At 52.0% G+C, this 20752-nt stretch carries 19 protein-coding genes and 2 tRNA genes; 7 read left to right on the top strand and 14 right to left on the bottom strand.

Translation table 11 applies throughout. From position 1 onward, the window contains the following. The 6 genes from J4E05_RS03465 to J4E05_RS03440 all read right to left on the bottom strand — a co-directional run bounded on the left by J4E05_RS03465 (window position 1) and on the right by J4E05_RS03440 (window position 5585). Complete coding sequence (locus tag J4E05_RS03465; protein WP_085592696.1) at window positions 1-843, bottom strand: ABC transporter ATP-binding protein; 843 nt, start codon at window positions 841-843, stop codon at window positions 1-3. Between the two features lie 2 nt (window positions 844-845). Beyond that, window positions 846-1769 carry a nickel transporter permease gene (nikC, locus tag J4E05_RS03460; RefSeq protein WP_349592420.1) on the bottom strand — a complete coding sequence of 308 codons (924 nt, stop codon included), beginning with the start codon at window positions 1767-1769 and terminating at the stop codon, window positions 846-848. A 5-nt stretch (window positions 1770-1774) separates the two neighbouring features. Beyond that, window positions 1775-2842 carry an ABC transporter permease gene (locus J4E05_RS03455; RefSeq protein ID WP_085592692.1) on the bottom strand — a complete coding sequence of 356 codons (1068 nt, stop codon included), beginning with the start codon at window positions 2840-2842 and terminating at the stop codon, window positions 1775-1777. A gap of 11 nt (window positions 2843-2853) precedes the next feature. Continuing rightward, on the bottom strand, window positions 2854-4443 hold the full coding sequence (locus J4E05_RS03450) for an ABC transporter substrate-binding protein (RefSeq protein ID WP_349592417.1): 1590 nt from the start codon (window positions 4441-4443) through the stop codon (window positions 2854-2856). Window positions 4444-4905: 462 nt separating this feature from the next. Further along, window positions 4906-4982: transfer RNA gene (locus tag J4E05_RS03445), tRNA-Asp, on the bottom strand. 526 nt (window positions 4983-5508) lie between these two features. Then, a tRNA-Asp gene (locus J4E05_RS03440) sits at window positions 5509-5585 on the bottom strand. Window positions 5586-5902: 317 nt separating this feature from the next. Here J4E05_RS03440 and J4E05_RS03435 point away from each other — a divergent pair. Beyond that, window positions 5903-6316 (top strand): hypothetical protein, encoded by a 414-nt coding sequence (locus J4E05_RS03435; RefSeq protein WP_349592415.1) that lies wholly within the window; start codon window positions 5903-5905, stop codon window positions 6314-6316. A 97-nt stretch (window positions 6317-6413) separates the two neighbouring features. On the opposite strand, the gene J4E05_RS03430 is transcribed toward J4E05_RS03435, so the two are convergent. The 3 genes from J4E05_RS03430 to J4E05_RS03420 form a co-directional block, all read right to left on the bottom strand. Beyond that, a complete protein-coding gene (locus J4E05_RS03430; protein WP_085592687.1) occupies window positions 6414-6926 on the bottom strand; it encodes a transcriptional regulator in 513 nt (170 codons plus the stop codon). An 80-nt stretch (window positions 6927-7006) separates the two neighbouring features. Further along, entirely contained in the window at window positions 7007-7507 is a 501-nt protein-coding gene (locus J4E05_RS03425; protein ID WP_085592685.1) for a response regulator, read from the bottom strand. Between the two features lie 221 nt (window positions 7508-7728). Beyond that, window positions 7729-8265, bottom strand: coding sequence for a deoxycytidylate deaminase (locus J4E05_RS03420; RefSeq protein ID WP_349592412.1), 537 nt, complete (start codon window positions 8263-8265; stop codon window positions 7729-7731). Window positions 8266-8537: 272 nt separating this feature from the next. Here J4E05_RS03420 and pyk point away from each other — a divergent pair, with 272 nt between their 5' ends. The 3 genes from pyk to J4E05_RS03405 all read left to right on the top strand — a co-directional run bounded on the left by pyk (window position 8538) and on the right by J4E05_RS03405 (window position 12912). After that, the gene (pyk, locus tag J4E05_RS03415; protein WP_085592683.1) at window positions 8538-9962 is read left to right on the top strand and encodes a pyruvate kinase; all 1425 of its coding nucleotides are present in this window, start codon (window positions 8538-8540) and stop codon (window positions 9960-9962) included. 475 nt (window positions 9963-10437) lie between these two features. Beyond that, window positions 10438-11976: an HlyD family secretion protein gene (locus J4E05_RS03410; RefSeq protein ID WP_349592410.1), complete on the top strand. Its 1539-nt coding sequence runs from the start codon at window positions 10438-10440 to the stop codon at window positions 11974-11976. Between the two features lie 6 nt (window positions 11977-11982). Then, complete coding sequence (locus J4E05_RS03405) at window positions 11983-12912, top strand: hypothetical protein (RefSeq protein ID WP_349592408.1); 930 nt, start codon at window positions 11983-11985, stop codon at window positions 12910-12912. A gap of 204 nt (window positions 12913-13116) precedes the next feature. Here the strand turns inward: J4E05_RS03405 and J4E05_RS03400 are convergent, their stop codons facing one another. From J4E05_RS03400 to J4E05_RS03390, 3 genes are all read right to left on the bottom strand, one after another. Next, window positions 13117-13467 (bottom strand): ribbon-helix-helix domain-containing protein, encoded by a 351-nt coding sequence (locus J4E05_RS03400; protein WP_085592677.1) that lies wholly within the window; start codon window positions 13465-13467, stop codon window positions 13117-13119. A gap of 455 nt (window positions 13468-13922) precedes the next feature. After that, window positions 13923-14504, bottom strand: a complete 582-nt coding sequence (locus J4E05_RS03395) for a DJ-1/PfpI family protein (RefSeq protein WP_085592675.1) — start codon at window positions 14502-14504, stop codon at window positions 13923-13925. Between the two features lie 442 nt (window positions 14505-14946). Next, complete coding sequence (locus J4E05_RS03390) at window positions 14947-15921, bottom strand: mechanosensitive ion channel family protein (protein WP_349592405.1); 975 nt, start codon at window positions 15919-15921, stop codon at window positions 14947-14949. A gap of 264 nt (window positions 15922-16185) precedes the next feature. On the opposite strand from J4E05_RS03390, the gene J4E05_RS03385 reads away from it, so the two are divergent. Together J4E05_RS03385 and J4E05_RS03380 are read left to right on the top strand one after the other, a co-directional pair. After that, entirely contained in the window at window positions 16186-17094 is a 909-nt protein-coding gene (locus tag J4E05_RS03385) for an OmpA family protein (protein WP_349592403.1), read from the top strand. A gap of 182 nt (window positions 17095-17276) precedes the next feature. Next, window positions 17277-17957: a hypothetical protein gene (locus tag J4E05_RS03380; RefSeq protein WP_085592667.1), complete on the top strand. Its 681-nt coding sequence runs from the start codon at window positions 17277-17279 to the stop codon at window positions 17955-17957. Window positions 17958-18145: 188 nt separating this feature from the next. On the opposite strand, the gene J4E05_RS03375 is transcribed toward J4E05_RS03380, so the two are convergent. Then, entirely contained in the window at window positions 18146-18586 is a 441-nt protein-coding gene (locus J4E05_RS03375) for a CoA-binding protein (RefSeq protein WP_349592401.1), read from the bottom strand. 240 nt (window positions 18587-18826) lie between these two features. Between J4E05_RS03375 and msrQ the strand changes: the two genes are divergently transcribed. After that, window positions 18827-19699 carry a protein-methionine-sulfoxide reductase heme-binding subunit MsrQ gene (msrQ, locus tag J4E05_RS03370; protein WP_085592663.1) on the top strand — a complete coding sequence of 291 codons (873 nt, stop codon included), beginning with the start codon at window positions 18827-18829 and terminating at the stop codon, window positions 19697-19699. A gap of 60 nt (window positions 19700-19759) precedes the next feature. Here the strand turns inward: msrQ and J4E05_RS03365 are convergent, their stop codons facing one another. Then, a complete protein-coding gene (locus J4E05_RS03365) occupies window positions 19760-20395 on the bottom strand; it encodes a LysE family translocator (RefSeq protein WP_085592661.1) in 636 nt (211 codons plus the stop codon). Between the last annotated feature and the right edge of the window lie 357 nt (window positions 20396-20752).

The following is a 20752-nucleotide window of genomic DNA, read 5'->3' as shown; positions in this document are numbered from 1 at the left end:
TTATCCCTCGGCCCAGCTTGCCTGACGTTGCAATACCGGCAGGTCGTCGTGGTTGCCATCCATTTTCGGCAGGCAGTTTAACAGGCCCTGCGTATAGGGATGTTTGGCCTGATCCAGCTCGCTTGCGCGAATTTCCTCGACCACATGGCCCTGATACATCACCAGAACCCGGTCGCAGAAACTTGAAACCAGATGCAAATCATGGCTGATGAAAATCAGTGCCATGCCACGTTCACGGACCAGATCGTCCAGAATTGCCATGACCTGAAGCTGCACCGTTACATCAAGGGCAGATGTTGGTTCATCGGCGATCAGCAATTCAGGGTCCGGGATCAGCATCATCGCAATCATCACGCGCTGGCCCATGCCGCCGGAAACCTCGTGCGGATAGGATTTGAACACACGTTGCGGATCGCGAATTTTAACCGCTTCCAGCATTTCAATCGCACGGTGGGTGGCTTCTTTGGTGCCGACCTTGTGGTGTTCGCGATAGGCCTCGATAATCTGGTCGCCAATCGTCATGACCGGATTGAGCGAATATTTCGGATCCTGCATGATCATGGAAATGCGCGCACCCCGCACCTTGCGCCATTGTTTGGGCGAAAGGTGGCGCAAATCGACGTCATGAAATTGCATTTTATCGGCGGTAATGCTGCCATTGGCTGCGGTTAGGCCCAAAATGGCCCGCCCGGTTTGCGACTTGCCCGAACCGGACTCGCCCACAATGCCCAGCCTTTCGCGGCCTAGATCAAACGAGACACCGCGCACAGCATTCACCGGCCCCTTTGATGTGGTGAAGCTGACCGCCAGATTTTTAACAGATAACAGGGTTTCACTGGTCATGGTCAGTCTCCTCCACGCGGATCAAGCACATCGCGCAAACCGTCACCCAAAAGGTTAAAGCCCAGACTGACAACAAAAATAGCCAGACCCGGCACGGTTGAGACCCACCATTGTTGCAACAGGAACTGCCGACCTTCGGAAACCATGGCACCCCATTCCGGCATCGGTGGCTGTGCGCCCAGACCCAGAAAGCCAAGACCGGCGGCAATCAAAATCATGCCTGCCATATCAAGGGTGACACGAACAACAACCGAACTGATGCACATCGGCATGATGTGGCCCAGAATAAGCCCACGACTGGAAACACCCTGCAGGCGGGCCGCATCGATATAGTCCGACCGACGGACCGTAATGGTTTCCGCCCGGGCAATGCGGGCGTAGGGGGGCCACGCGGTAAGGGCAATGGCAAAGACGGCATTTTCCAGACCCGGCCCAAGGGCCGAAACAAAAGCCAGTGCCAAAATCAGTTTTGGGAAGGCCAGAAAAATGTCGGTGATGCGCATTAAAATGGCATCAACCCAGCCGCCAAAATACCCTGCAATCGTGCCGATCAGAAGGCCGACCGGGGCGGCCGTAATGGCAACAAGGCCAACCACCATCAGGGTATATTGCGCCCCGTAAATCAGGCGCGATAAAATATCGCGGCCCAGTTGGTCGGTGCCAAACCAGTGGGCGGCACTGGGGGGTAAAATACGTTTGGTCAGATCGGCGGCAATTGGATTATAGGGCGAAATAACCGGCGCCAGAATGGTAATAAGGATCAGGGCGACGACGATGCCCAGCCCGATCATGGCCAGCCGGTTTTCGGTTAGTTTGGTCCATGCCAGCCATGTGCGGCCACAGCGGGCCTGAAAACGCGACTGGGGCGTGTTTGATGTGAGCCACTGCCGCAGGCCACCGGAATTTTGATTGGTCACTGTTTGCATGTTTTTTACCTTCGGGCGCGCGGATCAAGCAGGCGATAAAGTAAATCGGACAGCATATTGACGCCGATAAACACAGCACCCACAACAACCGTTCCACCCAGAACGGCATTCATATCGGCATTAAGCAAAGAATTGGTGATGTAAAGCCCAAGGCCCGGCCAGGCAAAAATGGTCTCGGTTAAAACCGACCCTTCAAGCAGGTTGGCATAGGAAAGGGCGATAACGGTCACCAGCGGTACCATCACATTGCCCAGGGCATGACGCCAGATAATGCGAAATTCCGAAATCCCTTTGACCCGGGCGGCCAGAATATATTCCTGGCTTAATTGCTCAAGCATGAAAGAACGGGTCATGCGTGCGATGTAGGCCAGCGAAAAATACGCCAGAAGCGACGCAGGTAAAATGATGTGGCTGACGGCATTCCAGAACAGGTCGATATCGCCATCAAGCAGGGTATCGACCAGCATCAGACCCGTGGTGGGTTCGATGAAATCGGCATAAAAGGCATCTACACGTCCTGGTCCGGCAACCCAGTCCAGTTTCATGTAAAAAACCAGCAAGCCCATCAGGCCGAGCCAGAAGATCGGCATCGAATAGCCGACAAGGCCAAAAATTCGTACCAGATGATCGGGCCATTTTCCCTTGTGAACGGCGGCAAGAACGCCAGTTGGAACACCCAGTATCACACCAATGATGGTGCCAAGGGTTGCCAGTTCAAGGGTGGCGGGAAATACCCGGGCAATATCGTGCAAAACCGGCTGAGATGTCAGGATCGATTTGCCGAAATCGCCATGCAGTACATTATTTACATAAACAAAAAACTGCTGCCACAGGGGCAGGTTCAAGCCCATTTCCTCGCGGACACGATTATAAATTGCCTCGGAGGCATGGTCGCCCACGGCGGCAATAACCGGGTCAATCGGCAATATGCGGCCGATAAGAAAGGTAACGAGCAACAGCCCGAAAAACGTGATGATCACGGAAGCTACTACGCGCAGAATGCTGCCGCCTGGCCCCGAAAGGAGACGGGCGCGTTTGCGCCCGCCTCGTCTGGTTGGTGTCACGGAAGACATCTAACCGTTCCTTAGTCCTTGGTCACAAAACGATATTTGTTGTCGTCAAACGACGGGCCAAGTTTGAAGTTATGAACATTGCTGCGGACACCGGCAATTTCGGTTTCCTGGAACATCACCACAAACGGACCGCGCTCCATGACCTTTTTCTGAAGGTCTTTGTACATATCGATACGTTTCTGGGTGTCGCGTTCAAGAATGGCGGCTTCGGTTTCGGCCGTCATTTCTTTCGGATCCCAGCTGTTACGCCATGCCAGCGGTTTTGCTGCGGCATCGTCGGAATTATCCGGGTTCCAGGCAAAGGTCGATGCGTTGGTATTCGGGTCCTGATAGTCGGCACCCCAACGGCCAATATAAATGTCGTGCTGGCGGGCACGGTATTTGGTCAGGGTCTGTCCACCATCACCCGGGATGATTTCAAGATTGATACCAGCCTGGGCCCAGGTTGCCTGCAACGACTGCGCCATAGCGGTAATGGCGGTGGTGTTGCGGGTGTCCATGGTCACGCTAAAGCCATCCGGGTAACCTGCTTCTTTTAGCAGTTCCTTGGCTTTATCGACATCAAGTTTATAGGGATTGTCGTTCGAGGCGCCAAGGAAGCCATCGGGCAAAAATGCCTGATGAATGGTGCCGCGACCTGCCAGAATGGTATCGGCGATGCCGTTATAATCGACCAGATATTTCAGGGCTTCACGAACTTTGGGGTTCGACAGATATTCGTTTTTCTGCGACAGACCCAGATACCAGACCGTGCCTTTGGCCCGTTTCTGGAAGTTGATGTCGTCATTACCCTTAAGGGCTGCCAGCTGGTCGGCTTCAAGGTTGCGGGCAATATCGATATCGCCTTTTTGCAGCAACAATTGCTGAGACGCAGCTTCGGTTACATTTCGAATGATCACGCGCTTCATTGCCGGCGCGCCATCCCAGTAATTGTCGTTGGCAACCAGCGACAGGCTTTCATTCGGGGTCCATTTGTTAAGTTCGAACGGACCGGAACCGGCATAGTTGGTTTTCAGCCATTCATGCCCCATATCGCCGTCTTTTTCATGGGCCATGACTTCTTTTTTATCAATAACCGAACCAACACCTGCCGTGAGGCAATACAGAACAAAGGTCGGTGCATAAGGCTTGTCGACCTTCAGGACCAGTGTGTGGTCATCGGGTGCGGTAATTTGTGTGTCGACATTTTCTTTGGTCAAACCGAACTGTCCCAGAATAAAGGCGGGTGACAGGTCCAGTTTGATCACACGACGCAGCGAAAAGGCGGCATCTTCGGCGGTAAGGGCATCGCCGGATGCGAATTTGATGCCGTCGCGAATTTTAAATGTGTAGGTCATGCCGTCGTCGGAGATGTCCCAGCTTTCGGCAACAACGCCGTGAATTTTGGACACGTCGTCGATGTCATAACCGATCAGGCGATCATAGGTGTTGCCGGAATATTCAGCGCCGGAAAATTCAAAAATTTCTGCCGGATCAAGGGTGATGATGTCATCGATTGAAAACGCCATGATCAGCGCGTTTTTAGGGGTTTCTGCCATGGCCGATATCGGGGCCGAAGCCAAAGCGGTTCCCAGAATCAGCCCTGCGATTAGCTTGCGCATGTTGCGCCTCCCGTACTGGTGATGTCGAAGGTGCGAACGTTAAAATGGTAATACCATTGTTCGCCTCATTTTTGTAACGGCGAGATGACAGCACACTTTGGGGGGCTGATCAATGCTGCGGCGCGGCAAATCAGTCTTTTAGCATGTAAAATACCGTTAATAATTATATTACGGGAAATTACGCAGATAAAAACGATTAAAGATTGTGGATTTTGCCTGGGAAGGATGGTGTTTGATTTTTCTCAGGCAATAAAGAGACGCCGCACGGTTGAATATTTGTAAGGGAAATTTTTAGCGCGCCGCCGGATTCTGCAATAGAACCAATATATTGGTTCGTTCCCTGCGATCATTCTGTGTTTTTGCATACATTATAATATGCATTGAGCTGGGGGATGCTGGAAATCGATACAAAAAAAGCCGCATGATCCAGAGATCAGCGACCTATTTGTACTCTAAAAAGAGTGGCGCGAGTGACGGGACTTGAACCCGCGGCCTCCGGCGTGACAGGCCGGCGCTCTAACCAACTGAGCTACACCCGCTCGGTGTGTGGCGCGGTTTATATAAAGGGCTGCCGGGTCTGGCAAGCGTTTTTTTATAAAAAAATAACAGGCACTTGGCAGCCCCGGTTTTCTGCCAAAAAACGCCGGCGTTATCTTGGTGGCGCTATGTTGGCCTGTTGGAAAAACCATGGCGCAAACCGCAAAATGGGGTGTTGTGATGCCTGTTTGCCACATTTGGCGTAACACGAGATACCGCAAAGCGATGATTACCTGTTCGATGAAACGGGTATGTGATGGTGCGCCAGGGCATCAAGCCTGGTTTGCCCAATCGTCACCCGCATTGACCGGGATATTTTTTGATCACGGGTCTTACATTATGGTGGATGTGGAGAAAGGGCAGATGGATGCGTGCCCGGATGCGTGTTTTGTGGTCAGTGGGGGATTGCCAAAACAGGTGGTTATTGTGCGGCCAGTGCGCATTGGGTGTGTTGGAGAAACACCTTAAAAAACAAAAAACGCCAACGAATAAATCGAGGCGTTCTTTTGTTTTTCCCCTAAGGGAAAATGGCGCGAGTGACGGGACTTGAACCCGCGGCCTCCGGCGTGACAGGCCGGCGCTCTAACCAACTGAGCTACACCCGCTCGGTGTGTGGCGCGGTTTATATAAAGGGTCGCCCGGTCTGACAAGTCCTTTTTTCCACGATTGGACGTTTTTTTTATCGGAGTAACCCAGACGGGTTTTTTGCCGGGGGGAATTCTCTTTTTTGATGTTGCGTCGCACGACGAATTACCATTTGCCCGCCATGCCGTTTTTTCCGTTGTTTAGAAGTCTTCTTGATACGGATCAACGTTTTCGCAGACGCGAAAAGGTAACAATAAAACTGTAACGTTTTCAGTAAACTATCGTTTCTAGGCAAACATGTTTGCCAGAAAACGGCCAAGCAGGAATGGACCCTGCCATGATTGATGATGGACCCATACCGCCACTGTTGCGGCAAATTAACGGCGCGCTGACCCATATAAAGCCGGACGCAGTATCGCAGGGCAATGGCACCGATGGATGCGGAAAGAAAGAGGTTTCCGATTTGCTCGGTTTGCTGCGCAGCATGGTGATGTTGTGGGGCGCACAAAATGCCATGTTGCGTGGTGATGCGCCGGTGGCACGCGACTGGATGACATCCCGGCTTGATGCGATCTCTGGCGAACTTGATGGCATTCTGGTGTGCCTGAACAAGCTGGGGGCAGGGGGCCATAAACAGGATATGCGTGTTTTGTCGGATTCAACCGGTGCGGATAAAACCGGTGCAAACGAAGATGCGAATTTTGAACTGATAGATTTCATGCATCATTTGCATGCCCAGCAGGGGAAATAAGCTGTGGCCGTTTGTGGCAACCGGGCGCTGGCCGGTTTTAGGTTTGAGGGCGAGCAATAAAAATGCGGGCAAGGCACATGCTGTTAACCCATCTGGATTATTCACGAGGTTCGGCGTAGCGAGACGCCAGTTTGGCAAGGGCAACAGTGGTTGCCTGTTCAATCGATGATCCAAAACCGGTAACCCGGCTGGCCAGAATAACATAGATGGCATCAATATGCAGTTGGGTTACCATAAGCTGGCGGCGGGAAGCCGTTGTGCGGTGTGCCAGGAAAATTTCCAGTGATTTGGCAATTTGGGTCATCAGGGGGTAATCAAATGTGCCGCCCAGTGCCTTAGTTGAATAGGCAAGGTCGGCGCTTTTTTCTATTGCTGTGCCGCGAAGGTCGGGATTCCCGATAGCTGCGATGACAAGCTGGCGTGTTTCGGCAAGATCATGGCCAATGCTGCGCACAAAAGAATCACTGCTGCGCTGGACAACCTTTTCCAGTTCTTCAAGTTGTTCCGGCGCAAGTTCGACGTCAAAGCCTTTGGTGAAATTAACCGCGCGCTGTTTTAATTCAGTGCGGGGCGGGATGATTTGAACTTTGGGCGGCTTTTGCTCATTCATTTAAATTCGGTGCGTCCCGTCAAGTTAAAATGAATGCCACATAACGGGCATCCAACCTTACCTGTTTTACGGGCGCTGTTCTAGTTTCTCGTGCTGCTTTCGCGCCGGTCGGGGCCATCAAACGGCGTTTGACGTCTGCGCCGGTCGGGGCCGAAATAGGTGCTGGTATTGATGAAATGTCGCGGGCGGGTAATGACCGATATAAGACGGCTGTATAATGCCTTGGCATTAAATGGTTTCGCCAGAAATTCGGTAATGCCCAGATCACGGGCTGTTGTGACATATTGCTGTTCGGAATGCGCGGTTAGCATGATAACCGGCACAAACCTGTTGGGGGAAGATGTCGAATTACGCAGGGAATCGAGAAATTCCAGCCCGTCCATGCCGCGCAGCCGCCATTCAGTGATGATGACGTCTATTTGACGGGTCCGTAAAATGCGAAAGGCTTCTTCGGGTTTTCCCACGCGCTGCACATCTGTCGCCCCAAGATAGGACAATGTATCAAACACGACCTGTGCCGATATCTTGTCGCCATCGACAACCAGAAAACTGATTTTGCTAAAATCGATTTTTGCACTCATCAAGCCTAGTTTCCGCGTTGGGCTGAACGAAGATTGTCACTGTCGATGGCAACATTTCTGCAAATTGGCAGCCAGGTTAACAGGTTAGATTATATAAACCGGTTCTGTTTTCTTACCGGTTTGTCGGGCGGGCGGCAAGGGAGAACTCCATGATATCCATCGGTAAAAACCCGGTACTTTTGCGGAGAAAGGCACCGTTTTTCATCCATGTTATCGAAGTATTACTGATTTTTAATATCGTTGGTCGTCACCGTATTTTCTCCATCCGGGGTGTCGTCGGTCTCGGTGGTCAAAACGGTTGTGGCACCGTCATTGTCAATAAGGCGGACGCGCACACCGGATTCGCCAAACATTTCAGTTGATATGTTCATGTCGTTTTCCCAGCGTTCAAGAAAATCCGGCGTCAGTTTTTGCTGGTCAACATAAACCTCGGCAATGCCCGCCTGAATAATGGCGCGGGCGCAATCGCTGCATGGAAAATGTGTTACATATAGCGCGCAGCCATCAAGCGAGGTGCCGGTATAGCTGGCGTTATAAATGGCATTGCGCTCGGCGTGTTCGGTATAGGCGTATTTGGTTGGCCGTTGATGGCGGCTTTCTATTGTATCATCTACCCCGCGCGGGAAGCCGTTATACCCGACAGCACGAATTTCCTTTTTCGGACCGATTACAACAGCACCAACCTGGGTGCTGCGGTCTTTTGACCAGTCTGCGATATGGGCGGCCAGTGCCAGAAAACGATGGTCCCATTTGCTCATTTTAAAAAATCCCCGATTGGGCCCCGAAACGTTCATAGGGGCATTTTATGGCTGATTTGTCTTTTAAAGAGGTGTCGACAGGGGGGTGTCCAGCGAAAAAAATGTCATTCGGCCTTGGCTTAGCAGAAAAGTAACTGTTCAAAGCGGGTGTGATTCACTATTAAGGGAAGACCCCCAGACACCAAGAATCAGGATATTCTGGCGCGCCCTGTGTCATTCTGGTTGTCGCGCCAGAATTCAATGGAAACCGAAAAACAACGAGGTAAAAGCGGATGCGCCGTCAACGTAAGGCGAAAATCATCGCAACCCTGGGGCCAGCAAGTTCTAGCCCGGATGTTCTGGAAAAGATCGTCCAGGCAGGCGTCGATGTCTTTCGTTTGAATTTCTCTCATGGCGAGCACGCCGAACATCAGGCACGGTTTGAAACAATTCGGGAAGTAGAGGCCAAACTTGGTCGCCCGATTGGCGTGCTGATGGATTTGCAAGGCCCGAAAATTCGGGTGGGAACCTTCGCCGACGAAAAAATCGAAATCGAGGCCGGTGCATCATTCCGGTTCGACATGGATAAAACGCCGGGTGATCAAACCCGTGTGTCGCTTCCTCATCCCGAAGTTTTTGCTGCTCTTCAGCCGGGTGCCAACCTGTTGCTTGACGATGGCAAATTGCGGATGCGGGTTGATAAATGCGATGCCAATTCGGCAGATTGCACTGTTGAAGTCGGTGGTCCGCTGTCGAATCGCAAGGGCGTTAACCTGCCTGATGTCATGCTGCCCATGTCCCCCCTGACCGAAAAGGATCGCATCGATCTGGTTTATGGTCTGGAGATGGGCGTTGATTTTGTGGCCCTCTCCTTTGTTCAGCGTCCCGAAGACGTGGCCGAAGCGCGTAAGATCATCAATGGTCGTGCTGCCATCGTCTCGAAGCTGGAAAAACCCCAGGCTATTGAACATCTTGATGAAATTGTCGCTCTTTCCGACATCATCATGGTGGCCCGCGGTGATTTGGGTGTGGAATGCCCGCCTGAAGATGTGCCGATTTTGCAAAAACGCATCATTAAGGCCTGTCGCGAAGCCGGCAAGCCGGTGATTGTGGCAACCCAGATGCTCGACTCGATGGTGACAAATCCGGCACCAACCCGGGCTGAAGCATCCGACGTGGCGACAGCCATTTATGACGGTGCCGATGCGGTTATGCTGTCAGCCGAAAGTGCGGTTGGCAAATATCCGCTGGAAACAGTGGGCATCATGAACCGAATTATGGTGCGGGTAGAGCGTGACGAGCTTTATTTCCGTCTGCGTGAAGCCTCCCGCCCCGACCCGGAACATAACGCCCCGGACGCCATCAGTGCCGCAGCCCGCCAGGTTGCCGGGACCATTGGTGCCAAGGCCGTTGTGACCTATACCACGTCGGGCTCAACTGCCTATCGGGCAGCCCGCGAACGGCCTGAAGTGCCAATTTTGGGCCTGACCCCGAAAATTCAAACGGCGCGCCGTTTGGCGCTGTGCTGGGGGATCCACCCGGTTTTCACCCGCGATGCCACCAATTTTGGTGAAATGGTGGGGATTGCCTGTGACGTTGCCAAACGAGAAGAATTTGCCGAAAACGGTGATTCTCTGGTGATTACGGCAGGGGTTCCGTTTGGAACGCCCGGGGCTACCAATATTTTGCGAATCGCATGGCTTTCTGGCCGTAGCTGATTTTAAAAATAGTCCGGATTTGGCATAACTGCGCCAATTCCGGTGTTTTTCAAGGGGCTGCCTTCGGGCGGCCCTTTGTTTTTGCCGGTTGTGTGTTGCTGTGTGGTCCAGGAAAAGCGTGGCCAAACCATACGCAGAGGTAATTTCCGCGGATGATAATGGTGATTTGTGCGTTTTGGCTGGCTGCGGGTCGCGTTAAGGATGTGATTTGGCTAACCATATGAGGTTTCTGGGTTTTGCGCGGTGGGGCGTTAAGGTTTTTTTGAACATTTCTGTCGATAGTGAAACCCGTGGGAGCCAACCCTGCGCGGGGACACATTGACGACAGGTGGTTGGTTTACAAAGAAGTTTTGGGTTGAGATGTTGTTTCGGATGGTGCTGCTTGATAGAACGGCGTGCGCCAGACGCCAGAACAGACCCGGGAATCGGCTGATTGTTGCTGAAACCCGGAATAAAACGGGGAAATAAACGGAACATGCTGGCCTGGATGTTCAATCGGCAAAAATCAAAGGACGCGGATAACAAGGACCGTTCTGGCGATAAATTGCGCGAACTGGCCGACATTGTTCGCACTGTCGCCCCTGGTGAATTCTCGACATCTGCAAGCAGTAGCGAAAATAATTCGCGTGCGGGTTATATTCCGCGGCGCAAGGCCGATAGCGGCGATCTGACGTCATCATCCGATGAATCGTTTTTAAATTTTGCCGCCCGGATTGGCGCAGATGAAGACGAACTTGATGATGACGAGGACGCGGTTTACCTGCCGACGCGCCACGGCGAAGACAACAGCGAAGCCCGGATGGATGTCGCACGCCGTTTGCGGCGCCACCTGTCGGACCTAAGCCCGTCGCAGCGCCTGGAAATGGTTGACGAATTTATGGATGCCATTGTTCGGCTGGCCGATTGTTATCGCCCGCAGGTGATCGCCCTGATTGAACAGGAACTGGGCCATACCCCCTATTTGACGCGACAGGCAGCTGCCCGTATGCGCCTTGACCTGGCGGCAATAGGCCAGGTCCATATTATTGAATATGTTGAACTTTTAAACGATTCGGATTTTCTCGACCTGATGCGCGGACGGGGTGAATTTACCACCACCGCCCGGGCCCGCGATCGTTTGCGGGCCAACATGGCCGAAGCCCGGCGGATGCAGGACCGAACCGATGCAAAGGCAGGCCTGTTTTCCCGGTTGCGCGCAACGGACGATGTGCCGCGCAACGTGGTTGATATGGCACCGCATCTCGAACGCGCCCCTGTCGATAAACACGAAAGTCCGGAAGAACGTATTCTGATTGGCCGTGACCGGTTGTCGCGCCAGGCGCAACGGCGGATGGCGCATTTTATTGCCGCATCCCTGTTTGACACATTGGTGGAAGAAGGGCGTTTGCGCGCGGAAGTCGCCCGTGCCCTGCGCCAGGCCGTGCGACAGCGGATTGAAAAAGTCCGGTTTGACAGCCGCGTTGCCCGCGATACGCGCCCACCAATTGGCGAAGATATTGCCAATGCCGAATTAAGCCTGGATGCCGTAAATGCCGCCGAAAGTGCGGCAGTTCGTGCGCCAAGTGTCGAGCAATATGTGCTTGATGCATTGTCCCGTAACGATGATGAAGCCGTTGTACGGGAACTTGCCCGTTATGCACAATTGCCCGGGTCGGTGATTGCCAAAATACTTGATTCAGGCAGTGCGCGGGCGATTACGGCAATGGCCTGGCGTGCCGGCATGTCGGCACAATCCGCCGTGGTCTTGCAAATCAGTTCCGGTATTGATGAAGAAGCCATTGAAACCCCGGCAACTGGGGGCCGCTATAGCATGCCGCGCGGCGATATGGACTGGTATATCGATTTCTTTACCGAATTGCGTCCGGTGCCAGCGCCCGAATCATCAGGGGTGTCGGCAACTGTGGCCGCCAATGCAGGAAAAACTGGCGACGGGGCGGCTGGCCCGGCGGGCGGGGATGCCGCCGGTTCGAAATCGCCATCCTTGCGGCGCCGCTTTGTGCGCAAGGGAGATTAGGCGTAAATGTCGCTCGATCTCGGGATTTCTTATGATGGTTTAAAATATGCCCTGTCGATCAAGGACAGTTATCGTACGCGTGAGCCGCTTACGGTTACGGGGGCGGGTGATAAAAAACGTCTTTTGATGCCTGAACATCTTCTCAGCAATGATCTGGCGCTTTTGCAATATGACGACCCGTTGGCATTGGCTGTTATTGCCACCAAAGACCCCGAAAGCCCGATGGCCCTTGCGGCGGCGACTCGTATGGGGCCACATGCCAAATGCAAGGAACTGATTTCCGGTATTTTTGAAGTTGTTGGCGACGCAACCAAGCACGAACTGGTGCATGACTGTATTAAACTTCTGACCAAAAATGCCTTTAGCCCCGAATCGATGCATGTGGTGCGCAATCGCGCATCAAACCATGTTGTTGAAATTCGCGAATTTTATCGCCGTGCCATGACAGAAAATTTGCGCGCCTTGCTAGATGGGAAGCGTGAAGCCCGCGATTTTGTTGACGAATTTATCGAACTTGCCACCAGCGGCAACTTGCGGATCGAGATTTACAAGCGTCTGGTTATTAAGCTTATGCGCTCGGATGCGGTGCGGCCCAGCGTGAAGTTTATGCTGCTTGAGCGTCTGGATTGTTTTCCGCAAATGGTAAAAATCCAGATTGTATCCGAGGTGAATGCAGCCCCTGATACGGCTGAATATCAAACTTTGAAGCAGGAATTGCGTTGGATCTACGACGCGAAAACCCGTGAAGCAAAGCGCGATAGTGCCGAAAAAACCGGTAAATCGTGGCTGGCACCGGCCAAAATGGATTTTGGTGTTGCCGTTGGCATGCAGGCCAGCCGGTCGGTGGATGGTGCGCGCGGGCGTGATGCTTTTCGGAATGCCCGAAATACCGCGCCGGGCTTTAACAGCCGCGATATTGCTTCGTGGTTAAGTTAAACGACAAAATACGCTTACATACCCGTCTAACCAGGCCGAACCTCACCCTTTAAAGATATAACCCGGTAACCCTGCGAGATGGGGGCGGGCAACTTTGTGTGTGAATACCCCGGAAATATTTGTGAGACTATCTGTCCGTCGTTGCCAGATAATAAGGGGAGCCCCTTGATAAAATGCGAATCCGCTAGGTGTTATGTTGGTAAATTAGCTTAACGACGCCTGTATTGCGGATACGTGGTGGCCAGGCGTTCGGGCTGTTGTGCCGGTTTTGATGGCCGTTGATGCAGGGTAGGGGGGCTGATTTTGCAAATAAACGGTGCAAACGACGCGAAGTAGCGAGGCAAAATTTGGAATGTCTCCTCGTTCGGCAACAACTTCATCATGTAGTAACCCCAGAAATTGCGGAGTGCTGTAACCGTCTTTCTGGGCGATTTCATCGATAATCTGCCAAAAACGCAATTCAAGGCGCAAACTTGTCACCACGCCGTTAATCCGAACAGATCGTGTTGCTGTTTCATAAAGGGCAGGGTCAGTACCCGAATATATTTTGCACATGGAACTTCCTTTCCTACCTTGCAACCAACATGGAGATGGACATGGCAAGGGGACTGTTATTGCCAGCATGTTATCGGCAATGCTCGTTGGCAAATCGTGAGGGATGGCAGGTCAAATGGCAAGATGTATGTGCAACTGGCACAGCGCCGGGAAAAGAAGCGTGTTGGCACTGTATTAAAGGGCATTTGAGATAACTTTACTGGGTAGGCCTGATCGAAGTCTTTATTGTTTGGTGCGCGTACTGATGCCTGTTCTTGCCGAACGGCTCATATGGGCATTACCCGTTTAGCAATCCGGTGTGCCAATGTCGATTTCGGTATTTTCAGGAGAAGGCGTGTGCGCTAGAGGCAGCAGTTTGTTAAAATGGCCCGTTAATGTTAACAACACATACATTGACGGGCCATCCGTATTTTCAGATCCCTGTTTTGGCATAAAGTTGCCTGTTACAGGGCAGGTTACAGGTCGATTTTTGTTCCCAGAACGGCAAGGAATTGTGCCATCCATTGCGGATGGGCAGGCCATGCCGGGGCCGTTACAAGGTTGCCATCGGTATGTGCACCATCAATGGCAATGTCCATATAGGTGCCACCCGCGAGCTGAACCTCGGGGGCGCAGGCGGGATAAGCCGAAATTTTGCGATCGCGGATAATATCGGCAGCGGCAAGAATTTGTGCGCCATGGCAAACAGCCGCGATGGGTTTGTTCGCGCTATGAAAATCCTTGACCAGCGCAATAACCTTGGGATTCAGGCGCAAATATTCGGGCGCGCGTCCACCCGGAATAACCAGTGCGTCGTAATCTGCGGCACTTGCACCTTCAAAGTCGGCGTTAAGGGTAAAATTATGCCCGCGTTTTTCGCTATAGGTTTGGTCACCTTCGAAATCGTGGATAGCGGTGCGAACACTGTCGCCTGCTACCTTGTCGGGGCAAACGGCATCAACTTTGTGACCCACGGCCAAAAGCGTTTGAAACGGAACCATGGTTTCATAATCTTCGGCGTAATCGCCAACCAGCATCAATATTTTCTTTGCAGCCATTTTGATGTTCCTCCCATCATGTGATGTTCAACCTTATTATAAGTGATCCGTACGCAAGGCGGGTAACAGCTGGCTACTACTTGTGCCAAAACGCTTGCGGGATAGCCTAGGTTCAGGATGATTTCGGGACTCCGGTATTTTTTAGTATTTACAGTTTAGGCACTTCAGCAGTTTTGTCGAAAAGCCGGTAAATGCAGCATGCCGATAAGGGGCGCTATGGCTTTGTGCTTTTCGAATGCCATGGGCAAGATAAGCAAGATTTGAGCAAAATCGCGCACCGACATTTGGTATTATTTAAAACATGGCCGGAGATTTCGGGGGCGCAAGCGGACCGCAATAAAAAAACGGATGGCGGTTGGGCCATCCGTTTTTACGCAAGTGATTATATGTATCATTCGTTGCAGCCTGTCATATGTGGTTTGACGGGGCTGATTATAAATGATCAGGCTTTGGTTTCACCGGTGGTTTTTTCCGAGTCCGCATCGGCGCCAATGCCTTCTTCTGCGGTTTTGCTGGTCGCAGGTTTTGCCGTTTTCGCCTTGGCTTTCGAGGCGGTCGCCCGGGCGCGAGGGGCGGGTTTGGGGGCCTCTGCCTTGGCCTGCATTGCCGCAGACAGGGCATCCGCGCTATCAGCCTTTAAATGCAGGTCCCGCTGCGGGAACGGAATGGTAAAGCCGGCAGCTTCCAGTTCGGTTTTCGAACGACGGCTCAGATCCCAGAAGGCAGCCCAGAAGTCGGGGGTATTGGCCCAGCCACGTGCGGTAATATCAACCGAGCTTTCACCCAGGTTGGCTACAAATGACATCGGGGCAGGCTCGGCGAGAACGCGCGTGTCGCTGGCAACCAGGTTTTTCATGAATTCCAGCGCGGCATCAACGTCGTCATCATAGGCGATGCCGACTTTGATATCGAGGCGGCGGGTGGGGTTACGTGAATAGTTGGTGATGGCGCTGTTCCAGATTTGTGAATTCGGCACTGAAATAAATACGCCATCGGCAGTTTTCATCAGTGTGGTGAACAGGGTGATTTCAACCACTGTGCCAGATACGGAACCGGCAGAAACAAATTCGTCAACCCGCAACGGGCGTAACATTAAAATCATGACGCCGGATGCGATGTTGGACAGGGTTCCTTGCAATGCAAGGCCAATGGCCAGGCCAGCAGCACCAAGAACAGCGATGATGCTGGTTGTTTCAACACCGAATTTTGACAATACCGCGATGATCACAAACACAAGGATCGTGTATTGCACGATGCTTGCAGCAAGTGGTTTCAGGGTGCTATCGACAAATTTGGCATTTTTCAAAGCGCGTCGAACCAGTGCGGCTGCTTTTCCAGCAACCCACCAGCCAACGATCAGAATAATAATGGCGCTCAGGATTTGTATGCCCATGCCAAGCGCAAAAGCGCGAATCATTTCGACTATCGTGTTTGCGTCTGTGCCGTCCATGTGAACCTCGTATGCTTGGTCACCAAAAATAAAGTGATCTTCTTTTTCATATACGGAGTATGATTATCACAGGATTACACGGTTTGAGAGGCTTGAAAAGATCACGAGGTATCGCAATAAAAATAATATCTTGGAACCTTTCGCTTTTTTGCGCGTTTCCGGTCATAATAATACCACGTTTGGTACTATTATTAGAGTTTGATAACAACCTGAACTACTGGGGCAAATAACATGCAGTTTCGTTCGTCTTTCCTTTTCGCACTTGGCAGCGTAAGTATGCTGGCAGCATGTAGCAGCATCGACAACTCTGGCACTGCTGTTGCTTATGGTGGCAACCCGCTGACGTATGACAGCTCGCTCGACACCGCTATGCATGGTGCCGAACCGACCACCGCTTTCGGTAAAGACCTGAAAGCCGAATACATCGCTTACGCAGAACGCGAAGCCGATGAATGGTATGACTTCTTTGACGCTGACTTCTTTGCCCGTAAGGCAGCAAAAGTCGCGCAAAATGAAACCATCCTTCCGGAAGATCCGGCAAACTGGCGTTTTGACGACCAGGAAATCGCACAGAAGCGCGCCGTTCGTGAAGAACTGATCGGCCTGCTTGACGGTGGCGCACGTGAAGCAATGCCTGATGTTGCTGCGACCGCGCAGGCTCGTTACGATTGCTGGATCGAAGAAAGCGAAGAAGGTTGGCAGACCGACCTGATTACCCAGTGCTGGAAAGAATATGAAGACGCAATCAACACGCTGAAAGCACCGAAAGTTGCTGCCGCTCCGGCAGAAACCCAGCCGGTTGCCGCTGCACCGCGTCTCTTTACTATTTTCTTTGACTTCGACAAATCCGCCATTACCCCGGTTGCCAAACGCGTTCTTGACGCCGCTGCTGACCAGTGGGCAAGCAGCCCGGGTACGGTTTCGATTGTTGGTCACACTGACTCCTCGGGCCCGAATTCCTACAACATGAAGCTCTCCGAGCGTCGTGCCGATGCTGCCGCAAGCGCTCTTACCTCGCGCGGTATCAAGGCTGATGGCGTGAAGAAAGATGCTGTTGGTGAAGGCGATCTCTTGATCCCGACTCCGGATGGTGTTCGCGAGCCGCGTAACCGTCGTGTTACCATTTCGATCGATAACTAAGATAAATTATCGGTCCTTTACCAAATCTTCGGCAACGGGATGGCATCATGCCATCCCGTTGTTTTTTTTGGATAGTCAAAATAACGGGGCGGCAGGTGAAGAAAGTCTGCTTGAAATGAACGCATAAACCCATACAGTCGTTGAACCGTGCAGGTTGAGCGTATTGAGACTCCGGGGGGAAAATGAACACAAAGTCGTTTTGGCAAAAGGGTGTTTTGTGTGCTGTTGCGGCAGTGATCGTATTCGGAATGGCCAGTTTTCCGGGTGGATCAGCGCAGGCGGGCGAACCAACACCTGTGGTACCGTTTGAAAAATTGTTTGCCAAGGAACGTGGGGATTCGAAAGTTCTGCGTTTTAATGGCTTTTCCGGTGAAATTCCCGGCAAGCGGATTAAGGCATTGTTGCAGTCAGGTCCTATTTTGGGGGACCGTGTCTTGTTATCCGAGGATGTCGCCGTTTATTTCCCCGATGGATATATCGTTCAGTCGCAGGCCCGGCTGGCAAAATATGTACCGGTTCCGGGGCTCAAGCCGACCCAGGTATTAACGCGCGGTAATTTAATGCCAAATCCGCGCTACAGGCTGGTTTCGGAATTTGATAGTGCATTAGGACTGGAATGCGCCCGTGTTGCCTATGGCGATGGTTTTGCCTCGCTGCGCATCAACCGAAGCGGCGTTATGTCGCTGATTACCGAAGCACCGGGTATTTTTGATACGCTGCTCGAGGAAAACACTACCACTTATGATATCACGAGCGCTGTCAAACCGGTTTTTATGGGTAATAAAGGGTTGTTGCCCGATTTGATCCGCCTGTGTCAGGGCGGAAGTAAAAAAATCGCCGGTACGCTTACTGCCCAGAAATAAAATTTAATGTGAAGATTATCGAAACTGCGATAGCGGTTTGGTATCGTCCCGGATTAACAAATTTAAAATCGCCCGCATTTAAAACGCGGGCGATTTTTTTTGCGATTTTCAGCCCGAAAAACTGCCGGGCAGGATTAGGTATGCCTGCCGGCTTGGCGGATATTGCATGTTCGTGAAATTGCAAATGCCTATTTGTGCCAGTCTGCCACGAACAGCTGGGGGATTTCGATGGCCGGGCAACGGTCCATAACTGCGATCAAACCGGCATCACGGGCGCGCAGCGCGGCATCTTCATCAATCACATTTAACTGCATCCATACCGATTTTGCGTTGATTGCGATGGCTTCATCGACCACGCCGCCAGCATCTTCTGAATTTCGAAAAATATCAACCATATCAACCGGTTCAGGGATATCTGCCAGTTTGGCATAAACAGGTTGCCCGTGAATTTTATTGCCAGCCTGGCCGGGATTAACCGGTATCACATGAAACCCGTGCGAGAGCAAAAATGCCATAACACGGTTTGACGGCCGTTCGGGTTTTGGGCTTGCACCAACCAGGGCTATGGTTTGGGTGGTGTTAAACAATTCCCGCAAGGCAATATTGTCGGGGTTGTTAAAGGTGCTCATTGTCCAATCTTTCCATCAACTGAAAATGGTAAATCTTTCAAAAAAATATCGGGACATTGCGTCGGCACAATGGCGATAAACTGGCCCATCACTTTTTTTCCGGTTTTGCCTCGCGCAGAGTTGATCACGAGTTTAAGTGACCCCGACAACCTTTTTGCGTTCTATTGGCATGACGATTTACTTAGGTTTGTTGGGGGGCAGTAACCCGAACGAACGAACACCTAGAATAGGGAAGCGCCCATGTTTCCGTGGCTTGATCATTCCGGACGTTTTTCAATGTTCAAATTGATGGTGTTTATCGCCATCCTTGTACCCGGATGCGTCGTGCTATGGCCGGTTTTATTTCATGAAGGGGTTTCCTTGCCAATCAAGGATGCTATTCATGGCAGCGGCGATTGGGCGATTCGCATGTTGCTGATTTCGCTGGCTATTACGCCGTTGCGACGCGTGACCAAATTTACCCGCGTTGTTTTGGTTCGGCGGATGGTCGGGCTGGCGGCAATGGGCTATGCGCTGTGTCATTTGTTGTTATATTTTGTTGACCAGTCATTTGATATTTCGCGCATTGCGACCGAAATTCTCGTGCGTATCTATCTGACTATCGGGTTTGTGGCTGTGATGGGACTGGTCGTTTTGGGCATCACCTCGACCAATGGCATGATGCGCCGCCTGGGGCGCAACTGGGGACGCCTGCACAAAGCCAGCTATGTTATTGCGGCTCTGGGTATTTTGCATTTTTTCATGCAATCGAAACTCGACGTTACCGAAGCAACCTTAATGGCCGGTTTTTATCTGTGGCTGATGTTGTCGCGCTTTGCCAGCAATATGAACTGGAAAATGAAATCGCCTGCAACATTGCTGGGGCTGGCGGTTGCTGCAGCCCTTGGCACAGCGGCAATTGAATATGCCTGGTTTGCCATTGCGACCGGCGTTCCGCCGCTGGTGGTGTTGGAGGCCAATTTTCACTGGATGTATCCGTTGCGGCCCGCCTGGACTGTGCTGATTGTTGGCTTGCTGATTACGGCATTTCCATTGGTCAAACAATTGTGGGGTAAGTTTAACCCGCAATCGGGAAATATTCGCACGGGGCGTGCCCGTGTCGCCAGCCGATAACATTATTTTGACAGGCATGTTGCCTGATTGTGACGGGGTAAAACGGATGCCGCCACGTTATCAGGTGGCGGCATTTGCCCGGCGTGCCAGCGCTGTTAATAACCCCGCAGCGATGAGCACCGATCCGCTTGCTCGCCCCATGATTTGCATGGCGCGCGGGCTGCGGAATTTTGCGCGCATAGTGCCAGCGGCCATCGCCCAGATGAGAACATTTACGACCGCCAGGCTGACAAAGGTTGCAATTAATATTGTAAATTGCGCCATTACCGGCTGATGTGGGGTAATGAACTGCGGGACAAAGGCGATAAAAAAGATAATGCCTTTCGGGTTCAGGGCCGTCACGATATAGGCGTGTAAAAACATGCGTGATGGGCGGTTGCGCCGGGTTTCGTGGGAATCTTCAAGTTGGTGGGGTTTTTCGCGCCACATTTTTACACCCAGATAAACCAGGTAAACCGCACCAATCAGCTTTAACGCGCTAAATGCTGTGGCCGACGCCGAAAGCAATGCACCAGCCCCCATTAGTGAAACAGTCATCGCCGTGAAATCCCCCAGGGCAACGCCAGGTACGGTCGCCCATGCGGTTTGGCGACCTTTTCCCAAGGCATAACTAACCACCAGCATAATGGTCGGCCCCGGAATGGCCAAAACAATGCTGCAGGCCAATACATAGGTTGCCCAGATTTCGAATGTCATGGTTGTGATCCTTGCCATGGAAAGGGGATGTACCGCCACTGTGCCGTATATCTATGGATCTGGCAAAGATTTGCGCATCATTTACGAAACAGATTTTCAGGCGATTGATGCTTTTGCAAATGGTTATGACGCCTGCGCAAAGGTATTTGAGGATGAAAATCATTCTTATCTTTGTTATCTCATCGTTCAGATATTAATAATCATTTGCAAAATTGAATGCCGAATGATGCGGGTGACGGGACATCCTAGGGTGTCTGAAAACGGGGGATACATGTCAGAACATGAGCATCAGCAAAGTTCAAATAGAACGCGGACGTCCTATTGTGTGTTCGGGCCATAAGGTGTGTCGCCACGCAT

This window comes from Thalassospira sp. NFXS8 (assembly GCF_040148805.1).
Taxonomy (GTDB): Bacteria; Pseudomonadota; Alphaproteobacteria; order Rhodospirillales; family Thalassospiraceae; genus Thalassospira.
The sequence above is the reverse complement of the archived record's forward strand: the minus strand, read 5'-3'. Positions and strand labels throughout refer to the sequence as shown.